Below are 18,264 nucleotides of genomic sequence, written 5' to 3'. Positions count from 1 at the left end.
TCTATAGTATAATGGCGGGTCTCGGTGACTTCGCCTAAGTTCGTCCACGGATTGCCAATTATCCGGGAAAAGACCCTTGAGCGGCCTAGCAAAGCGCATCGTGAACAGGCTGCTGCCACGGCCGGTGGCGACCCGGCTCTGGAGCGAGGCGCAGTATCGGCAGATTGCCAGGGCGTTTCCTGCCGGCGCGCCGAAACCTCATGGCCTGCCGGGCGAATTGATCGTCTCGCTCACCTCCTATCCGGCGCGCTACGCCACCCTGCATCTGACCTTGCGAAGCCTCCTGCGGCAGGACACGGCGCCCGACCGGATCGTCCTGTGGATCGCCGAGGGCGATGACGCAGCGCTTCCCGGCAAGACGCGGGAATTGCTGCGCCAGGGTATCGAGATGCGGATCGTCAGCGATGCCCGCAGCTACAAGAAACTGATCTTCGCGCTACCCGCCTTCCCAGCGGCCTATGTCGCGACGGCCGACGACGACGTGTTCTACCGGCCGGACTGGCTCACCGATCTGGTCGAGGGGCAGCGCGGCGGCGATCCGGTGATTACCTGCCACCGCGCGCACCGCCTCGCTGCGCAGGAAGGCGGCGGTCTGGTGCCTTATCACGATTGGGAATGGGACGTTCAGGACGCCCGCGCACGGCGCCCCAGCGTCGACCTGATGCCCACCGGCATCGGCGGCATTCTCTACCCGCCGCACGCACTTCATCCCGATGCCGTCCGGCAGGACCTGTTCGAGCGCTATGCCCCTTCTGCAGACGATTTGTGGTTCTACTGGTGCGCCAGGCGTGCTGGGACGGCCTACAGGAAAGTGGGCGGGCGCTTCGACCAGACGGCCTGGTGGTCTTCGCAGAAGGAACGTCTCTACGATCACAACCAGCGGGAAAACGACCTTCAGATCGCCTCTCTCGTGCGGGATTTCGGCAATCCCCTGCGCATGACGGTAGCGGCGAGCAGGGATGCAGCCGCCCATCCGGCACCGGCCGGGTAGGGCTGCTCCGATGGGAGCCGGGCTAGCCATTTATGGTCATTGATCGCCTTTCGACGCCAAGCCTAACAGAGGCTCCACAACAAGGACGGGATGGTCGCGTGACGTCTATTTGTGTCGTCATTCCATTGCATAACAAGGGCCCGCATATTGCGCGCGCCCTCGATTCCGTCCTGCGTCAGACGGTGCAGCCGGCCGAGATCATCGTGGTGGACGACGTATCGAAGGACGATGGCCCGCAGATCGCGCGCAGCTATGACGGCGTGCAGGTCCTGAGCCGGGATCGGCCGGGACCGGGAGGCTATGCGGCGCGCAATCTCGGTATCCGTACGGCACGATCCGACTTCATCGCCTTTCTCGACGCCGACGACGAGTGGGATGACGCCCACCTCGAAACGCTGGACCGCATGATCCGCAGTTCCCCGCAGGACACCGTCCTGTTCGGCACCGGCTATGACGAGATCCATCCCGGCGGCAGAACGATCGCAGACGTCTACCGGCGCTCGGGCGGGCGGGAGAGAGTGCTCTCCTTTGCGGATTTCGTAAGGGCTTGGCTGGATTGCGGGGAATGCCCGGTCTGGACCTCGGCCATTGCGGCCAGGCGGACGGCGCTGATCGAGGCGGGGCTTTTCCCCGACAAGCGCTGCCGGCGCGGGGGCGACAAGGACCTGTGGCTTCGGCTCGCGCGGCAGGGCGGCACCTGCGTGAATCCGGTGCCGACGGCGATCTACTTCAAGGACTCCCAGAACATGGTGACGTCCCTGTCTCACGACAACGTCTGCCACTGCATGATCGAGACGATCATGACCATGGAGCAGAGCGAGCCGCCGGCGACGCGGAACCTGCTGGTTCGCCTGGCCAATCGCGAAACTTTCCAATACGCGCTGCGCACCGCCAAGAGCCAGCGGGTGCGGCGGGCCAGCTGGAAGCACTTCAAGCCCTGGTACAATCCGTTCCAGTTCGCGGTCCTGCTGGGCCTGTCCTCGCCGCTCGGCCATCCGCTGGCGCAGCTCGGGGTACGCCTCAAGAAACTGTCGGCCAGGGCCTAGGCGGGATGAGGAGATGACCATGCCTGTTCCCATGCGGATCGCGCTGCGATGAGCCGGAAGCCGCAAGTCCATCTGGTGAACCCCATGCTCAACCCTTCGGGGGGCAGCGAATGGCGGACGGTCAGCCTGTACCGGCAGCTCCAGCCTTCTGCCGACGTCAAGATCTGGCATTTCCGGGAAGCCCCGTCCGAGGCGTTCTCGGGGATCAGCCTGGGGAAAATCGATACGCGCCGCCTGTCATTTCCGCGCGGGGGCACGCTGGTTTTCGTGGGGGTCTATTTCAACATCAGCCACTGGATCCGGCTCGCCCGGCCCAGGCGGGTGATCCTCACCTACAACACGCCCGATGCCGAACGCCTTGCAGCCAGGGTCGACCTCATCCGCAAGACCTGCGGGATCGAGCCCGAGATCGTGTTCTGCTCCAGGGAACTGGCGGCGCAAGTCCCCTATCGCGGCATCGTGGAACCTTCGCTGGTGGACCTCGATGCCTTCGCCCCTACCGACAGGACAGGGCGGGAGGGATTCCGTATCGGCCGCTTGAGCCGCGATGCGCCCGAAAAGCACCACCCGGAAGACATGGCCCTCTACGCCCGCCTCGCGGAGCAGGGCTGCGAGATCGACGTTCTGGGCGCGACCGCCGAAATGCAGGCCGCTGGCCTCGCCCCCGACCGGGTTCACATGCGCGCGATCGGCAGCGTGAAGGCGCCGGTATTCCTGCAGGGCCTCGACTGTTTCTTCTACCGGACCGCTCCGGAGTGGCCCGAACCCTGGGGACGTGTGATCATCGAGGCCATGGCCAGCGGCCTGCCGGTGGTGACCGATCGCACTTCGGGCGCATCCTCCGTGATCGATCACGGCCGCAACGGCCTGCTGTTCGACACGACGGAAGAGGCCTTCGAACTGCTCATGCGGCTGAAGGGCGATCCTACGCTGCGGCAGTCGCTCGGTCAGGCCGCGCGGTCCACCGCGGAGAGCCTGCTCAGCGACGAGGTACGCGCGCAAGTGCAGGCCTTCTACCTCCAACCCGATGCGCCGACCTGACCGCCAATTCGAGGAAGACGACATGGAATATCGCTCGTTCGCAGACCTGGCGGAGACCGTGTTCTTCAACGCCCACGCCATTCCGGAAGACGTCGACCTGATCGTGGGCGTCCCCCGCAGCGGATTGTTGCCGGCCAATCTTCTGGCGGTTCAGCTGCACAAGCCATTGCTCGATCTGGAAAGCTATCTTGAGGGGCGCACGCCCACCGTCGGGCGAACGGCGCGCGAAACGATCGACGAGAATGTCCGGCCGCGGCGGGTGCTGATCGTGGACGACAGCATCGCCTCGGGCGAATCGATGCGCGCGGTGCGCGAGCGGGTGCAGGCCGCGGCGCCGCAAGTTCCGGCAACCTACCTTGCCGTATACGGCACCCGCGCCGCCCATGAGGATGCCGATCTGATCTTCGAGGCCGTGCCCTCGCCGCGCATCTTCGAGTGGAACCTGATGCGGCACAAGCGACTGGCCGATGCCTGTTTCGACATCGACGGCATCCTCTGCCACGATCCGCACAGCTCCCAGAACGACGATGGCGAGAAATACCGCGATTTCCTGCTGACGGCCAAGCCGCTCCTGCGGGCCAATGTGCCGATCAAGCATCTCGTGACCAGCAGGCTGGAGAAATACCGTCCCGAGACCGAGCAATGGCTCGCGGCCAACGGAGTGAAGTACGAAAACCTCTGGATGCTCGATCTGCCATCGGCGGAGGAACGGCGCCGCCAGCGTGCCCATGCCAGTTTCAAGGCCTCGGTCTACATCAAGACCGGCGCCGGGCTGTTCGTGGAGAGCGAGGACAAGCAGGCGCAGGAGATTGCCCAGCTCAGTGAGCGGCCGGTACTGAGCATCGAAGGCCAGCGCATGGTCTGGCCCGGTAACGCCACGGCGGCGCGGCGCAGCTATGTCCGGCGCGGCGAAAGCAGCGGCGGTGCCGCGAAACGACTGGTGCGGGCGGTGGCTTTCGGCATTCTCGGAGACCGGACGATCGCGAAGATCAAGCGAAGCCTGCGCCGCTAGGCCCGGCCGAGCCCGCGTCCCTTTCGCACCTGCCCAAGTGGAGATTTCATGCCCCAGGTTTCCGTCATCATGCCCTGCTACAATGCGGCTACCTTTCTCGACCGCGCGATCGGCAGCCTGCTGGACCAGACGCTGCAGGACTGGGAACTCCTGGCCATCGACGATTGCTCGACCGACGACACCCGTGCCCGGCTGCAGGAATGGTCGCGCCGCGATCCGCGCGTGCGCTGCCTGCAGACGGTGAAGAACGGCGGGCCCAGCGTCGCGCGCAATATCGGGATCCGGGAAAGCCTGGGCGACTGGCTGGCGATCCTGGATGCCGACGATGCCTTCAAGCCCGCCCGCCTCGCCAGCCTGACCGCCCTGGGAGACGAGCGCGCCGCCGACCTCGTCTTCGACGGGCTGATCTATTACGACGATCAGGAACGCCGGGAAACGGGATGCTCGTTCGAGGAGGAGGGCATTTCGACGGTGACGATTGCCGAACTGATCGATGCCGAACGGCCCGGCTCTCCGCTGAAATTCGGGTTCCTCAAGCCGATGATGCGGCGCAGCTTCATCATGGACAAGGCCCTGCGCTATTCGGAAAGCCTGCGCTTTGCAGAGGACTTCGATCTTTACGCCCGGTGCCTGCTTTCCGGCGCGCGCGGGATCCTCGATCGCCGGGCGTACTATGTCTATACCACCCAGCTCGGGCAAGTGAGCGGTGCCCGCTCGCAGGGAACGCGAACCCGTTTCACGCCGCAGACCCGCGTCGATATCATGGACGGGCTGATCTCGGACTACGCCGCCAGCACGCCGCCTTCCACGATGGCGGCCCTGCGGCAAGGGCGGCAATGGCAAGTGCTCTATGCCGATGCCCACCGTCTTGGCGAGCTACGCCGGACGGGGCAGTGGGGGGAGTTCCTGTCGCTGGCCTTGCGCCATCCGCGCGCGCTCTGGCGCTTCGTATCGCGCTCGCGCGTGTTCCGGACCGGCGGCGGGGGCAACAATTCCGCGGCGGGGATCTGAACGCGAGACCGGCCTTCGGAAGGCCGGTCTGGCCGCTAGGCCGGCTTGAACGTCAGGGCTGCGCCGTTCATGCAATAGCGCTTGCCGGTGGGACGCGGGCCGTCATCGAACAAGTGCCCCAGATGGCCCAGGCACCGGGCACAGCGGACTTCGGTGCGAACCATGCCGAGGCTGCCGTCCCGGCGCAGATTGACCGCGCCGGGCAGGTGATCCCAGAAACTTGGCCAGCCCGTGCCGCTCTCGAACTTGGTATTGGACGCGTAGAGCGGCAATGCGCAGCCTCCGCAGGCGAACTGCCCCTTCCGGTGCTCTTTCAAGAGCGGACTGGAATAGGCGCGTTCGGTGGAGGCCTGGCGAAGGACGGCATAGGCCTGCGGCGAAAGCCGACGCCGCCATTCCGCGTCCGGAAGGTTCCAGTTCGCCGCATCGGCGCGCGGCGCTAAAACGGAGAAGTCGCAGATCACCGCGGCGACCGCTGCCATGCCGCACTTCGCCAGGAACGCGCGCCGAGCCTGCATGATGCCAAGGTTCGTCATGGCCGGACCAGCACGGCATTGTTCCGATAGGAACGTGGGAACGCCTGCCTCAAGGCGTCGACCTTGGGCTGGTCGTTGATACGGATATAGCTCGATTCAGGATGGCGGGTCAGAAAGTCCTGATGGTAGCTCTCGGCCGGGTAAAAGCCCTTGAACGGTTCGATCCGGGTGACGATCGGGCGCTTCCAGACACCGGCCTGCCCAAGCTGCGCAACATAGCGTTGGGCTATGTCGCGCTGGCGCGGGCTCTGGGGGAAGAGGGCGGTGCGATACTGGGTTCCGTGGTCCGGGCCCTGATAGTCGCGCGTCGTGGGGTCGGCCACGACCGTGAAGTAGATCCTGAGCAAAGTGCCGTAGCTGACCTGCCGGGGATCGAAAGTGATCTTCACCGCTTCAGCATGGCCGGTATTGCCGCCCGACACGCTGTCATAGCGCGCGGTCCCGGAGGCTCCGCCAGAGTAGCCTGCCACGGCGCTGCTCACGCCCTTCACATGCTGGAACACGCCCTGCACGCCCCAGAAGCAGCCTCCGGCCAGTACGGCGGTTTCGCTGCGCGCGGGGTTGGGCGTGTCTACGAGCGGGGCGGGCACGGCGGGCCTTGCCTGCGCGGGCACGGCCACGGCCTGTTCCCACTGCCCATGGAGCGATGCTCCTAGCACGGTCGCGAGGCCGGCGATCATCAAAAGGCGCTTGCCGATTATCGGTTGCATGTCGAGCTTTCCACAGCCTTGGCCCTCATAGTACGCGCCAGGAAGCCGGACGGATGCACCCCAAACGGAATATTCGTGCTTTGCCGTTTGGACAGCTTGCGTTCATGCTGAGGGGCGATCTGATCCCTTCTTTCGGCCATGGCGGAGMTTGACCATGATCCTGTTTCTCCTCTCCTACCTGGCCGGCGCGCTGACGATCATCAGCCCCTGTATCCTGCCGGTCCTGCCCTTCGTGTTCGCCCGCGCCGACCAGCCATTCCTGCGCAGCGGGTTGCCGCTGCTGCTGGGGCTGGCCGTCACTTTCGCCGGCGTGGCGACGCTGGCGTCGGTCGGCGGAGGCTGGGTCGTCCAGGCCAACAGCTACGGTCGCGCCGCGGCGCTGGTGATCCTGGCGATCTTCGGTCTGCTGCTGCTGTTCCCTGCCATTGCCGAACGCGCGACGCGGCCGCTGGTCGCTCTGGGGGCGCGGCTCTCGCAATCGGCCGCGGGGCCGGTCGCGGGAGCGGGGCAGGGCGGTGCCTCTCCATTCGCGGCGTCGCTGCTGCTGGGGGTGGCAACCGGCCTGCTCTGGGCGCCCTGCGCCGGACCGATCCTCGGCCTGATCCTTACAGGCGCCGCGCTGCAGGGGGCCAGCGGGCAGAGTACCCTGCTGTTGCTGGCCTATGCCCTGGGTGCGGCCAGTTCGCTGGCGCTGGCGCTTCTCGTCGGAGGCAAAGTCTTCTCCGCCATGAAGCGGTCGATCGGCGCGGGCGAGTGGATCCGGCGCCTGCTCGGGCTGGCGGTTCTCGTGGCCGTGGCAGCGATCGCGCTTGGCCTCGATACCGGCTTGCTGACGCGCCTTTCGCTCTCGAGCACATCGACGGTCGAACAAGGGCTGCTCGACCGTTTCCGCGCGGGTACCGGCCAGTCGGCCAGGCCGCGCAGCGACGGAAAACTAGGCGTCGAGGGCCAGTTCCCCTCGCTATCCGGCGCCACGGAGTGGCTGAACTCCCCGCCGCTCACCCCCGAACAGCTGCGCGGAAAGGTCGTGCTGGTCGATTTCTGGACCTACAGTTGCATCAACTGCCTTCGCTCACTGCCTTATGTCCGGGCCTGGGCGGAGAAGTACAAGGATCAGGGTCTGGTCGTCATCGGCGTTCACGCACCGGAATTCGCTTTCGAGAAAGACCCAGCGAACGTGCGCAAGGCGGTCCGGGACCTTGGGGTGACTTATCCGGTGGCGCTCGACAACGACCGCGCCATCTGGCGCGCGTTCCAGAACCTCTATTGGCCAGCCCACTACTTCATCGATGGCCGGGGTCGCATTCGCTACCACCATTTCGGCGAAGGCGATTATGCCCAATCGGAACGCGTCATCCGCCAACTGCTCGCCGAGAACGGCACCGGAAAGAGCGACAGCGACATGGTGCTTGTGGAAGGTACCGGCATCGCCGCACCGGCAGACCGCAACGCGAACCGCTCTCCCGAAACCTACATCGGCCATTCCCGAGGCGAGCGCTTCGTCTCTGCCGGCGGCTATGTTCCGAACCGGTCCCAGGACTATGTGCTGCCCCGGTTGGGAGCGCTGAACGATTGGGGTCTCGCAGGCCCGTGGACGGTAAGTGCCGAGAAAGCCACGCTGGACCGGGCCGGAGGGCGGATCGCCTTTCGCTTCCATGCGCGCGACTTGCACCTCGTGCTCGGCCCGGCAAAAGGCGGCCGCCCGGTACGCTTCCGGGTGACGGTCGATGGGCAGGCGCCCGGCAAGGACCATGGCGTCGATATCGATGCCGAAGGCCAAGGCGTGGTCCAGAGCGAACGGCTCTATCAATTGGTTCGCCAGAAGGGCCCGGTGCGAGACCGGACGTTCGAGATCGAATTCGCGGATCCCGGTGTGCAGGCCTTCGCGTTCACGTTCGGATAGGGCAGCCTGAGGACGGACATGAAACTGGGGCGGGGGACCGAAAGTCTCCCGCCCCAGGCATTTTATCTGTCAGAGTAGAGCGGGTCGCCGCCGCGCCGACCGTTCACAAATCCGGGAAATCGGCAGATGAGCAAATTTTCCCATCGTGTGCGAATTTTGCAATTGTCGCATACTTCGTAATATCGTATACGATATCTCAATTCAGAGAGAGTAGGAAGATTTACATGGCAATTGGTTGGAAGGGTGTGTTCCCGGCGGTCACCACGCAGCTCCGTGAGGACCTGTCGATCGACCTCGCCGATACGCAGCGCGTCGTCGACGATCTCATCAACGATGGCGTGACCGGCGTGATCGCGCTCGGCACGGTTGGTGAAAACAACTCGCTGGAATACGACGAAAAGGTCCAGGTTCTTTCGGCCATCGTGGAAGCCGTGAACGGCCGCGTTCCGGTCGTCACCGGCGTTTCGGAATTCGATACCCGCCGCGCCGTTCGCTATGCCCAGGCCGCTGAAAAGGCCGGCGCCGATGGCCTCATGCTGCTGCCGCCGATGGTCTACGTGACGAAGCCGCACGAACTCGTCGCCCACTTCAAGGGCGTGGCCGACCAGACCGCCCTGCCGATCATGCTTTACAACAACCCGCCGGCCTACCGCACGGTGATCGACAAGGACGTCCTCACCGCCCTGGTCGATGTGAAGAACATCGTCGCCGTCAAGGAATCGGCTCCCGACACCCGTCGCTTCACCGACTTCCGCAACACCTTCGGCGATCGCTACACCCTGTTCGCAGGTCTCGACGATGTCGCTCTGGAAGGTCTCTACCTCGGCGCCCAGGGCTGGGTTTCGGGCCTCACCAACGCTTTCCCGAAGGAATCGGTCGAGCTGGTCAAGGCATTCGAGCGCGGCGATCACGCCAAGGCCATGGAAATCTATCGCTGGTTCATGCCGCTCCTCCACCTCGATGCCGACCACGACCTCGTCCAGTCGATCAAGCTGGCCGAACAGGTCATGGGCCGTGGTTCGGAGCGCGTCCTGCCTCCGCGCTACGTCCTTCAGGGCGAACGCCGCGCTGAAGTGATCGCGATGGTCGAACAGGCCGCCGCAACCCGCCCCGACCTTTCGGTCGCGGCAGCAGCCTAAGGGAGCGTCGATGCGGCACACGTTTTTCTGCATCGACGGCCACACAGCCGGTAACCCCGTTCGCCTAGTGGCGGGCGGGGCTCCGCTGTTGAAGGGCGCCTCCATGTCCGAACGGCGGCAGGACTTCCTGTCCCGCTTCGACTGGATCCGCACCGGCCTGTGCTTCGAACCGCGCGGGCACGACATGATGTCGGGCGGTTTCCTCTATCCGCCGACCGATGCCGCCAACGACATCGGCATACTCTTCATCGAGACCAGCGGCTGCCTGCCCATGTGCGGCCACGGCACCATCGGCATGGTGACCTTCGGCCTCGAACACGGGCTGATCCAACCCGCGACGCCCGGCAAGCTGCGCGTGGAGGTTCCCGCGGGCGTGATCGAGATCGCCTACGAAACCGATGGCCCCAAGGTCACTTCGGTGCGCATCACCAATGTGCCCGCCTATGTTGCCGAACGCGGCATTGCGGTGGATGTCGAGGGCATTGGCCCGCTCACCATCGACGTGTCCTACGGCGGCAATTACTACGCGATCGTCGAACCGCAGGGCAACTACACCGGCCTCGACGACCTGGGCGCCTCGCGCATCGTCGAGCTTTCGGGACGCATTCGCGAAGCCGTTCGCGCGAAGTACGAGCCGGTCCACCCGCTCGATTCCACGATCCGCGGCGTCAGCCACGTCCTTTGGGCCGACAAGCCCAAGCATGACGGCGCCGATGGCCGCAACGCCGTGTTCTACGGCGACAAGGCGATCGACCGCAGCCCCTGCGGGACCGGCACCTCGGCTCGTATCGCGCATTTGCACGCCACCGGCCGCCTGAAGGTGGGCGAGCGTTTCGTGCACGAGAGCTACATCTGCAGCCGCTTCATCGGCCGGGTGGAGCAGGAAGTCATGCTGGGCGACAAGCCGGCCATCATTCCCTCTATCGAGGGTTCGGCCATTGCCACCGGCTTCAACACGATCTGGATCGACCAGGCCGACCCGTTCTGGGCCGGTTTCCAGGTCACCTGATCCGGAGGACGGGAAGGCGCAAAGCGCGCCTTCCCGTCCTCGCGCTTTATTGCGGCGCGCGCTCCAGGGGCACGACGAACGGCAACGGCCCGGTCATGTCGACATGGCTGGTCACCCCGTAGACCTGGCGAAGCCGTTCGGCCGTCAGGACCTCGCGCGGCGATCCATCGGCGACCAGCGCACCGTTATCGACCAGCAGCAGGCGATCACAATAGCGCGCGGCCATCGTCAGGTCGTGCAGCACGGCGACTACCAGTTTGCCGTCATGGGCTTCGCGGGCCAGCAGGTCCATGACGTCGATCTGATGTCCGGGATCGAGCGAGGCCAGCGGCTCGTCGACCACCAGCGCCGGGGCGCCGACAGCCAGCGCCCGGGCCAGCATGGCGCGCGCGCGCTCGCCGCCCGAGAGTTCCGTGGCGACGCGTGCGGCGAGCGCCGTGACATCGGCTCGCGCCATGGCCTTCTGGACCGCTGCGCTGTCCGCCGCGGATATTCGCGACATCGGCCCGAGGTGCGGCAACCGCCCCAGCGCGACCAGGCGCTCCACGGTGAGCGGCCAGTGCAGTGTCTGGCCTTGCGGCAGATAGGCGACCTGCCGCGCCAGATCGCGCGGCTGAAGTCGGGACAACGGCTCGCCATCCAGCGACACGCCGCCGCGCTCTGCCGGTACGAGCCCGAGCATGGCCCGCACGAGTGTCGATTTGCCTGCCCCGTTGGGTCCGATAACGCCCACCAGCGCGCCGGGCCGCAGCGTGGCGGAGATCCCCCGCAGGACCTCGCGGCGGCCGAGGCGGGCGGCCAGGTTCTCGATGGCGATGGTCACCACAGGCGGCGCTCCCGAAGCAGATGGAAGAGGAACACAGGAACGCCGAGGAATGCCGTCACCACGCCCAGCTTGAGTTCGGCGCCGGTGGGAATGAGGCGAACCAGGATGTCGGCGGCGGAAAGCAGCACCGCGCCGCCCAGCATGGATGGCAGGAGCAGCGCCGAAGGACTGCGGTCCGTCATCGGGCGGATGAGGTGTGGCACGATCAGGCCGATGAAGCCGATCGAGCCCGAAACGGCCACGGCCCCGCCCACGCCGATCGCCACGCCCAGCATCAACCGGCGGCGGGTGCGGCGAAGATCGACGCCGAGCGAACGCGCGCCGTCCTCGCCCAGCGAGAGGGCATCCAGCGCGCGCGGATGGGCCAGCAGGAGAACGGCACCCACCGCTACACAGGGCAGCGCGATCCAGACGTGCTGCATGGATCGGTTCTCGATCGAACCGAGCAGCCAGGACATGATCTCCATCGCCGCGAAAGGGTTGGGCGAAAGGTTCAGCGCCAGGCTGATCCCGGCGCCCGCCAGTGTCGAGACGGCGATCCCTGCAAGGATGAGGCTCAGCGGGCTTTCGGAACGCCCCGCCAGCGCGAAAAGCAGGGTGATGGACACCAGGCCCGTCACGATGGCGAGCAGGGGAAGCATGACCGGGCTCCATTCGGAAATGCCGAAGTAGAGCGCGATCACCGCGCCGAGTGCAGATGCGTTAGAGGCGCCCAGCACGGAAGGTTCGGCCAGCGGATTGCGCAAATAGCCTTGCAGGACCGCGCCCGCGAGGCCGAGCATGGCGCCCACCAGCACGCCGACCACCATGCGCGGCAGCCGCAATTCGAACAGGATCGCCTGGGCGACGCGGTCTCCGTGATCGCCGAAGGCCGCGATCGTCCGGCTCCACCCCAGCGCCACCGGACCGATGCAAAGCGATGCGACGGCAACGAGAACCAGCGCCGCGGCCAGAAGGGGGATCAGCGCGGGATGGCGCGCGGGGGGTGAAGCGAGGGGCGGTGATGCGAGGGGTGACGAACTGGGGCTCTGCACGATAACCTCGCATGCGATCGGCTACCCGTCACGCTTGTGTCCCGGGTCCGTGTTGGTAAGGAGCCCATGACATGGGCATCGGAAAAATCCATCGCTATCTTCGGCTTGTCCCCTGCCTGCTGCTGGCGGGCATGGCCGGCGCAGGCGTGCAGGGCGCTGTTCCGCCTGCCGCACCCCGTTCCATCGCGGCAGCGAAGCCCAGGCCGCAGCGCATCGTCTCGCTCAACCTTTGCGCGGATCAGTTGATCGTGGCGCTGGCGGATCGCAGCCAGATCGCCGGACTGACCCGCTATGCCTCCGATCCCGACATGTCCGACGTGGCAGACAGGGCGCGGAGCCTGCCCGTATTCGGTGGCTCCGCCGAGGAAGTCATGGCGGCCGGCCCGGATCTCGTCATCGGCATGCCCGCAAGGCGCAATTCGGCCATCGCCGTGCTGGTCAGCCAGCACTACGCCTCGGTCGATCTCAAGTCCGCGCATGACTATGCCGGGATTCTGGCATCGATCCGCGAGGTCGCCCGCGCGGTCGGCCATCCCGAGCGCGGCGAGGCCATGATCGCGCGGATGAATGCCGGGCTGGCCGGCCTGGGCACACGGGGGCATGGAAAGGTTGCGGCCTATTACCAGCGCCGAGGCTACATGACCGGCACCGGCACGCTCGTGGATGACCTGATGCACCGCGTAGGCCTCGTCAATCTGGCCGGGAAGCTCGGCAAACCGGCGCTCTCGCAGATGAGCCTGGAGGAAATGGCCGAAGCCCATCCGGACTTCATCGTGATCGACAGTGCCACGCGGCGAGTGAGCGATCAGGGGACCGAGATGATCAATCATCCGATCCTGCAGGACATTCCGCGTATCGCCATCCCCCAATCCTGGACGGTCTGCGGCGGGCCTGCCTACGTCAAGGCTGCCAAGGCGCTGGCGGAACAGATCAGCGCTCGCTGACATTTCCGCGCCAGTCGAGCCGTGATTGCCAGCCGCGCCGTTCGAGTTCGGGCATCAGGTCCGGCTCCCGTGGATGGCCAAGACAGAGCAGCGCGATCAGGCGCCAATGTTCCTCGACGTCCAGCAGAGCCGTGACATAACCGGCTTCCACCACCGAGACCCAGCCCAGTCCCAGACCTTGCGCGCGGGCCGCAAGCCAAAGCGTATGGATCGCCAGCACGACTGAAAATCCGCGTGTTTCCGGCATTGTCGCTGCGCCGAGGCCGCTCCCGATCGTCGTCGCCTCGTCGCAGAACACGGCCACGACCTCGGGTGCTTCACGGATCCCGTGGAGCTTCAGCGCGGAATAGGCCGCGCGTTGCTCTTCGCCCATCGCCGCGCCGGCGCGGGCGACTTCCCGATCCGCATGGACGGCCAGTGCCTCGCGCAATTCCGGCGACCGGACGCGGACGAAACGCCAGGGCTGCGAATTGCCCACCGATGGCGCGAGTTGCGCGGTTGCCAGCAGTTCGGCCACCATGTTCTCGTCCAGCGGATCCCGGCGGAAATGGCGCACATCGCGCCGCCAGGCCAGCAGCGCGGAGAGTTCATCCTGAAAATCGGGGCCGAACCGGGGCGGCATTTCTAGAACTCGATGCCCGCCTGCGCCTTCACGCCGGAGCGGAACGGATGCTTCACGAGCGTCATCTCGGTCACGAGGTCCGCCGCCTCCATCAGCCCCTCGGGCGCATTGCGGCCGGTGACGATCACATGCTTCATCTCGCCGCGCGCAGTCAGTACTTCCAGCACTTCGTCCAGCGGCAGGTAGTCGTAGCGCAGCACGATGTTGAGTTCGTCCGCCAGGACCATGTCGTAAGCGGGGTCGGCGATCATGCGCTTCACTTCCTCCCACGCCTCACGCGAAAGCTCGATGTCGCGGGCGCGGTCCTGCGTGTTCCAGGTGAAGCCTTCGCCCATCGGTTTGAATTCCACCTGATCGGGAAAGGCATCGAAGACGACCTTCTCGCCCGTGGTCATCGCGCCCTTCACGAACTGGACGACGCCCACTTTCTTGCCGTGGCCGATCATGCGCACCACCATGCCGAGAGCAGCGGTGGTCTTGCCTTTGCCCTTGCCGGTGTGGACGACCAGAAGGCCCTTTTCGACCGTCTTGCCGGCCATGATCTTGTCATGCGCGGCCTGCTTCTTCTTCATCTTCTCGGCGTGCTGTTCGTCGGTACGCTGCACCATGATCATGCTCCAGAGAGTTCGGCGAGCATCACGCCCGCACTGTTGGATCGGGGTTTCCAAAGGCCGCGCTCCAGCGCTTCGGCTAGGCGCGCGGCAGTTTCCCGCAACGCCGCCGGGTTCGCCTCGGCCATGAAGGTGCGCACCGTCTCGTCTTCGATGAAGGCGGCGTGGACGGCGTCGAAGTGGTGATCCTTCACGGCGTGGGTCGTCGCGGCGAAGGCAAAGAGGTAGTCGACCGAGGCAGCGATTTCGAATGCGCCCTTGTAGCCGTGGCGCATCACGCCCGCGATCCACTTGGGATTGGTGACGCGCCCGCGCACGATGCGGCCGATCTCGTCCTCAAGGGTGCGGATCACCGGGCGTTCCGGGCGGCTATGGTCGTTGTGATAGCTGAGCGGCGCGCGGCCCTTCAGGTGCTCGACGGCGGCGGCGATCCCGCCCTCAAACTGATAATAGTCGTCGCTGTCGAGCAGGTCGTGCTCGCGGTTGTCCTGGTTCTGGACCACGGCGTCGACCGAGGCGAGGCGGGCGGCGAAAAGCCCGCGTTCGGCATCGCCTTCTACGCCGCTGCCATAGGCGTAGCTGCCCCAGTCGAGATAGACGTCTGCCAGATCGCTGCGTTCGTGCCAGATCTTCTCATCGATCATGGCTTGAAGCCCGGCCCCGTAGGCGCCCGGCTTCGATCCGAAGACACGCGTGCCAGCGCGGCGGGTGGCCTGTGTTTCGGCCTCGCCGCCCTCAACGAGTGCGGCGGCTTCGGCGCGGTGGCGTTCTGCGGCGGGATTGTCGCCTAGCGGCTCGTCGAGTGCCATCACGGCGCGCGCGGCGCTGTCGATCAGGTCGATCTGCTCGGGGAAGGCATCGCGGAAGAAGCCGGAGACGCGCAAGGTCACGTCCACGCGCGGGCGGCCGAGTTCTGCGACGGTCATGATCTCGAAGCCGACCACCCGGCCCGAAGTCCAGTCCCAGCGCGGGCGGGCGCCCATCAGCGCGAGGGCCTGCGCGATGTCGTCGCCGCCGGTGCGCATATTGGCGGTGCCCCAAGCGGAGAGCGCGATGGCCTTGGGGTATTCGCCCTCGCGCTGGAGGTAGTCCTCCACCAGCAAGTCGGCGGACTTGCGGCCCAGTTCCCAGGCGACGGCAGTGGGGACGGCGCGGGTATCGACTGAGTAGAAGTTGCGGCCGGTCGGCAGCACATCGGGCCGTCCGCGCGTGGGCGCCCCAGAGGGGCCGGGCAGCACGAAGCGACCGTCGAGACCCGCCAGCAACGCTTCGGCCTCACGCGGGCCGCAGAGGTCGATGCGGGGGGCGAGGTCGGTCTGGATGGCGTGGAGGACGGCGGCGGTCTCGCTGCCGAGGTTTCCGCTCGGAGTATCGACCAGTTCCGCCGCCAGAAGTTCCAGTCTCTCGACGGTATCGCCATGCGTGCGCCACGGCTCGTTGGATACCGCTGCTAGCGCCTTCGGACGCGCGCCGTCCCAGCGATCGCCCATGCGGCAGTCGAGCGGATCGAAGTCGAGCGCCAAGTCGATGGCCATGGCGCGCAGCAGCGAGGCCTGCCCGGCATGATCGTACCCACGCGGCGTACGGGCCAGAGCCACCAGCAGGTCGCGCCGCAGCCGGCCCTCGGGCGACCGGGTGAAGACATGCAGACCATCACGGATCTGCAATTCCTTCAGTTCGCACAAGTAGTTGTCGATGGCCGAAAGCGCGTCGTCATCATCGCCGCTGGCGCCGGCATCGCGGTCGAGGCCATGACTGCGCGCAAGGTCTAGAATGTCGCGCCTTAGCCGGTCGAGGCGGCGCGGGTCCATGCCGGCGGCGAGGTAGTACTCGTCCACCAGTGCTTCCAGCTGCTTGAGCGGGCCATAAGTCTCGGCGCGGGTGAGCGGCGGGGTGAGGTGGTCGATGACCACCGCGCTGATGCGGCGCTTGGCCTGCGTGCCTTCGCCGGGGTCGTTGACGATGAAGGGATAGAGCTGCGGCAGCGGCCCGGCGCAGATCTCCGGGAAGCAATCGCGCGAAAGCGAGATTGCCTTGCCGGGCAGCCATTCCAGATTGCCGTGCTTGCCGACATGGACGAGGGCCTGCGCGCCGAAGTCCTGGGCCAGCCAGATGTGGAACGCGAGGTAGGCGTGCGGCGGAGGCAGGGCCGGATCGTGGTAGCTGGCCTTGGGATCGATATTGTAGCCGCGCGCGGGCTGCACCGCGATGGCGAGCTTGCCGAAGCGATGAATGGGCAGCCGGAACGCGCCGGCGCGCACGAAGGGATCGGCGGAGGGTTCGCCCCAGCGTTCCAGCATCGCCTTGCGCGCGCTTTCGGGGACTGCGGCGAAGGCGCTTTCGTAACTTGCGAGGGGCAGGGAGACTTCGCCCGGCCGGTCCAGCGAAGAAAGCGCGTTGGTCACGCCGCCGGTCATGACGCGCATCAACGTGGCGCCGTCGCGCGGGGCATCGCCGGTATCGTAGCCTGCCCCGGCCAGCGCGGCGATTATGGCGGCGGTACTGGCGGGGGTGTCGAGTCCGACGCCGTTGCCGATGCGCCCGTCCCGGTTGGGGTAGTTCGCCAGCACCAGCGCCACGCGGCGCTCGGCAGGGGCGCTGCGACGCAGACCGGCCCATCCGGCGGCGAGGTCGGCGACGAAGGCCACGCGGTCCGGCGCGACGCGAGGGACGACGATGCCGCATTGGGTCACTTCGTCGAAGCGCTCTGCCGCCTTGAACGCGACGGCGCGAGTGAACACGCGGCCGTCGACTTCGGGCAGCGCCACATTCATCGCCAGATCGCGCGGGCCAAGACCGCGCGCGGCGCCTTGCCAATCGGCTTCCTCCACACCCGCGAAGGCGACTTGCAGGATCGGGCAGTTCGCCTTTTCCAGAATGCCGGGCTTGCGGTCGTCGCCTGCCGAGGAAGATGCGAAACTGGTGGCGTTGACGATCACATCGGGCGCCACTTCGCCGAGCAGGCCGCCCAGCCAATCTACGGCGAAAGGTTCGCGCAGCGCGCGGACGTGTACGGCGCCGACATTGAAGCCGCGTTCCCGCAGCGCCGCGATCATGGCGTCCACCGCGTCGAGCGTGCCTGCGATCATCAGCGCGCGGTAGAACACCAGCAGCGCCAGCGGCCGGCCTTCCACCCATCCGGCCTGCACATCGGCAAGGCCCGCCCGCTCGGTTCCCGCGAGATAGAGCCCTGCATCGGCCACCGGCACGGGATCGTCGGGTTCGCCCGCATCAAAGCCGATTGCCTGCGCGGCGGTGCGCAGGAAAGAGAGGGCATTGGCGGTGCCGCCCTGCCGCAGATAGTCGCGCAATTTCTCACGCGTTTCGGCGGGCAGGGTGGACGCGCGGTCGAGCGCCGGATCGGCTTCTCGCCCGTCGGCGATGGCGGCGAAGGCAATGCCGTTTTCGCGGGCGACGCGGGCGATCTCGTCGATGCCGTAGTCCCAGTAGCTCTTGCCGCCGAGCAGGATCACGCAGACGAATTTGGCGTGCGCGATCACCTTCTCGACATAGAGGTCGATCGAATAGGGGTGGCGCAGTTGCAGCAGGTTGGCGAGGCGTACGCTGGGAGCATCGGAGGGCAACCGCGCCGCCGCGCTCGCAAAGCAGGCCAGCTCACTGTCCGCCACAGTGAGGATCACCATGTCGCCGGGAGACTGGTCGAGGTCGATCGCCTCCTCGCCGTTGGAGATCGTCCCCGGCGTGGCGGACAGCAGGTGCATCAGGCGTTCCCCCCGACACCGCGACAGAACTCTTCCTCGTCATTGCGAGCAAAGCGAAGCAATCCAGGGCGGCTCTGCATGGCTCTGGATTGCTTCACCCGCTTTGC

At 66.3% G+C, this 18,264-nt stretch carries 16 protein-coding genes; 9 read left to right on the top strand and 7 right to left on the bottom strand.

The genetic code is table 11. The annotated features are described in order from the left end of the window. Nucleotides 1-76: 76 nt before the first annotated feature. From AB4Z00_RS11005 to AB4Z00_RS10985, 5 genes are all read left to right on the top strand, one after another. Nucleotides 77-991, top strand: a complete 915-nt coding sequence (locus tag AB4Z00_RS11005; protein WP_442045939.1) for a hypothetical protein — start codon at nt 77-79, stop codon at nt 989-991. A 98-nt stretch (nt 992-1,089) separates the two neighbouring features. Beyond that, nucleotides 1,090-2,037, top strand: a complete 948-nt coding sequence (locus tag AB4Z00_RS11000) for a glycosyltransferase family 2 protein (RefSeq protein ID WP_442045938.1) — start codon at nt 1,090-1,092, stop codon at nt 2,035-2,037. A gap of 48 nt (nt 2,038-2,085) precedes the next feature. Continuing rightward, nucleotides 2,086-3,078, top strand: coding sequence for a glycosyltransferase family 4 protein (locus tag AB4Z00_RS10995; RefSeq protein ID WP_442045937.1), 993 nt, complete (start codon nt 2,086-2,088; stop codon nt 3,076-3,078). Between the two features lie 22 nt (nt 3,079-3,100). Next, nucleotides 3,101-4,090: a phosphoribosyltransferase gene (locus AB4Z00_RS10990; RefSeq protein WP_442045936.1), complete on the top strand. Its 990-nt coding sequence runs from the start codon at nt 3,101-3,103 to the stop codon at nt 4,088-4,090. A gap of 48 nt (nt 4,091-4,138) precedes the next feature. Next, nucleotides 4,139-5,101 (top strand): glycosyltransferase family 2 protein, encoded by a 963-nt coding sequence (locus AB4Z00_RS10985; RefSeq protein WP_442045935.1) that lies wholly within the window; start codon nt 4,139-4,141, stop codon nt 5,099-5,101. A gap of 35 nt (nt 5,102-5,136) precedes the next feature. Here AB4Z00_RS10985 and msrB read toward each other — a convergent pair whose 3' ends face one another. Next, nucleotides 5,137-5,637: a peptide-methionine (R)-S-oxide reductase MsrB gene (gene msrB / locus AB4Z00_RS10980; protein ID WP_442045934.1), complete on the bottom strand. Its 501-nt coding sequence runs from the start codon at nt 5,635-5,637 to the stop codon at nt 5,137-5,139. Beyond that, on the bottom strand, nt 5,634-6,347 hold the full coding sequence (msrA, locus tag AB4Z00_RS10975; protein ID WP_132265648.1) for a peptide-methionine (S)-S-oxide reductase MsrA: 714 nt from the start codon (nt 6,345-6,347) through the stop codon (nt 5,634-5,636). Before msrA ends, msrB begins: the two co-directional genes overlap by 4 nt. Before the next feature lie 154 nt (nt 6,348-6,501). Here msrA and AB4Z00_RS10970 point away from each other — a divergent pair, with 154 nt between their 5' ends. The 3 genes from AB4Z00_RS10970 to AB4Z00_RS10960 all read left to right on the top strand — a co-directional run bounded on the left by AB4Z00_RS10970 (nt 6,502) and on the right by AB4Z00_RS10960 (nt 10,398). Next, entirely contained in the window at nt 6,502-8,250 is a 1,749-nt protein-coding gene (locus AB4Z00_RS10970; RefSeq protein WP_442045933.1) for a cytochrome c biogenesis protein DipZ, read from the top strand. Nucleotides 8,251-8,474: 224 nt separating this feature from the next. After that, nucleotides 8,475-9,389: a dihydrodipicolinate synthase family protein gene (locus AB4Z00_RS10965; RefSeq protein WP_132265652.1), complete on the top strand. Its 915-nt coding sequence runs from the start codon at nt 8,475-8,477 to the stop codon at nt 9,387-9,389. 10 nt (nt 9,390-9,399) lie between these two features. Beyond that, nucleotides 9,400-10,398, top strand: coding sequence for a 4-hydroxyproline epimerase (locus tag AB4Z00_RS10960; protein ID WP_134095501.1), 999 nt, complete (start codon nt 9,400-9,402; stop codon nt 10,396-10,398). Nucleotides 10,399-10,444: 46 nt separating this feature from the next. Here AB4Z00_RS10960 and AB4Z00_RS10955 read toward each other — a convergent pair whose 3' ends face one another. Further along, complete coding sequence (locus AB4Z00_RS10955; RefSeq protein ID WP_134095502.1) at nt 10,445-11,224, bottom strand: ABC transporter ATP-binding protein; 780 nt, start codon at nt 11,222-11,224, stop codon at nt 10,445-10,447. Then, a complete protein-coding gene (locus AB4Z00_RS10950; protein ID WP_442045981.1) occupies nt 11,218-12,189 on the bottom strand; it encodes a FecCD family ABC transporter permease in 972 nt (323 codons plus the stop codon). The genes AB4Z00_RS10955 and AB4Z00_RS10950 overlap by 7 nt, the downstream gene beginning before the upstream one ends. Nucleotides 12,190-12,329: 140 nt before the next feature. Here AB4Z00_RS10950 and AB4Z00_RS10945 point away from each other — a divergent pair, with 140 nt between their 5' ends. Beyond that, nucleotides 12,330-13,202, top strand: a complete 873-nt coding sequence (locus tag AB4Z00_RS10945) for an ABC transporter substrate-binding protein (protein WP_442045932.1) — start codon at nt 12,330-12,332, stop codon at nt 13,200-13,202. On the opposite strand, the gene bluB is transcribed toward AB4Z00_RS10945, so the two are convergent. From bluB to cobN, 3 genes are read right to left on the bottom strand one after another with little or no spacing between them, the layout of a single operon-like run. Continuing rightward, nucleotides 13,189-13,824: a 5,6-dimethylbenzimidazole synthase gene (gene bluB / locus AB4Z00_RS10940; protein ID WP_442045931.1), complete on the bottom strand. Its 636-nt coding sequence runs from the start codon at nt 13,822-13,824 to the stop codon at nt 13,189-13,191. The genes AB4Z00_RS10945 and bluB overlap by 14 nt on opposite strands. Nucleotides 13,825-13,826: 2 nt before the next feature. Beyond that, nucleotides 13,827-14,432 (bottom strand): cob(I)yrinic acid a,c-diamide adenosyltransferase, encoded by a 606-nt coding sequence (gene cobO, locus AB4Z00_RS10935; protein WP_134095504.1) that lies wholly within the window; start codon nt 14,430-14,432, stop codon nt 13,827-13,829. Nucleotides 14,433-14,434: 2 nt separating this feature from the next. Further along, the gene (cobN, locus tag AB4Z00_RS10930; RefSeq protein ID WP_442045930.1) at nt 14,435-18,157 is read right to left on the bottom strand and encodes a cobaltochelatase subunit CobN; all 3,723 of its coding nucleotides are present in this window, start codon (nt 18,155-18,157) and stop codon (nt 14,435-14,437) included. Nucleotides 18,158-18,264: the final 107 nt, after the last annotated feature.

It is taken from the genome of Novosphingobium sp. YAF33 (assembly GCF_052113265.1).
GTDB lineage: Bacteria > Pseudomonadota > Alphaproteobacteria > Sphingomonadales > Sphingomonadaceae > Novosphingobium.
Note: the sequence above shows the minus strand (reverse complement) of the source record. Positions and strands in the feature narration are given on the sequence as shown.

Excerpts from the sequence above, each read along its gene's own strand:
- AB4Z00_RS10995 (WP_442045937.1), top strand. The coding sequence starts at position 2,086 with ATGAGCCGGAAGCCGCAAGTCCATCTGGTGAACCCCATGCTCAACCCT.
- AB4Z00_RS10990 (WP_442045936.1), top strand. The coding sequence starts at position 3,101 with ATGGAATATCGCTCGTTCGCAGACCTGGCGGAGACCGTGTTCTTCAAC.
- AB4Z00_RS10985 (WP_442045935.1), top strand. The coding sequence starts at position 4,139 with ATGCCCCAGGTTTCCGTCATCATGCCCTGCTACAATGCGGCTACCTTT.
- msrB (WP_442045934.1), bottom strand. The coding sequence starts at position 5,637 with ATGACGAACCTTGGCATCATGCAGGCTCGGCGCGCGTTCCTGGCGAAG.
- msrA (WP_132265648.1), bottom strand. The coding sequence starts at position 6,347 with ATGCAACCGATAATCGGCAAGCGCCTTTTGATGATCGCCGGCCTCGCG.
- AB4Z00_RS10970 (WP_442045933.1), top strand. The coding sequence starts at position 6,502 with ATGATCCTGTTTCTCCTCTCCTACCTGGCCGGCGCGCTGACGATCATC.
- AB4Z00_RS10965 (WP_132265652.1), top strand. The coding sequence starts at position 8,475 with ATGGCAATTGGTTGGAAGGGTGTGTTCCCGGCGGTCACCACGCAGCTC.
- AB4Z00_RS10960 (WP_134095501.1), top strand. The coding sequence starts at position 9,400 with ATGCGGCACACGTTTTTCTGCATCGACGGCCACACAGCCGGTAACCCC.
- AB4Z00_RS10945 (WP_442045932.1), top strand. The coding sequence starts at position 12,330 with ATGGGCATCGGAAAAATCCATCGCTATCTTCGGCTTGTCCCCTGCCTG.
- bluB (WP_442045931.1), bottom strand. The coding sequence starts at position 13,824 with ATGCCGCCCCGGTTCGGCCCCGATTTTCAGGATGAACTCTCCGCGCTG.
- cobO (WP_134095504.1), bottom strand. The coding sequence starts at position 14,432 with ATGGTGCAGCGTACCGACGAACAGCACGCCGAGAAGATGAAGAAGAAG.
- cobN (WP_442045930.1), bottom strand. The coding sequence starts at position 18,157 with ATGCACCTGCTGTCCGCCACGCCGGGGACGATCTCCAACGGCGAGGAG.